Raw genomic sequence first — 306 nt, forward strand, 5'->3', positions numbered from 1 at the left:
CACGCATGCGCTTGTACTGCTTGGCATGGGCATAGCGGCCGACCTGCGTTGCCAGGCGAGGCGCCTCGCGGTTGTAGTTCTGGCGCAGGCTCAAGCCGTGGTCTTGCGCGAACTTGACCATGTGCTGTCGGCTGCGTTCCAGCAAGCGGCTGTCAGTGGGGTGGGCAATCGCCTTGGGCATCACCGTGGTGTCCACGATCACCTTGTCCAGGCTGGCGCGCTTGATCATGCCTGCGGCGCGGGCCGCCTCGATGGTCACGGCCAACAGCAACTCCACGCCTTCTTCACCAATGCGCTGGCGCCAGC

Annotated in this window: 1 pseudogene; it reads right to left on the bottom strand. The window is 65.0% G+C overall.

The features are described from left to right. A pseudogene (locus ABG80_RS07260) lies at window positions 1–306 on the bottom strand (IS5/IS1182 family transposase); the annotation flags it as partial.

It is taken from the genome of Aquabacterium parvum, from assembly GCF_001447195.1.
Taxonomy (GTDB): domain Bacteria; phylum Pseudomonadota; class Gammaproteobacteria; order Burkholderiales; family Burkholderiaceae_C; genus Aquabacterium; species Aquabacterium parvum.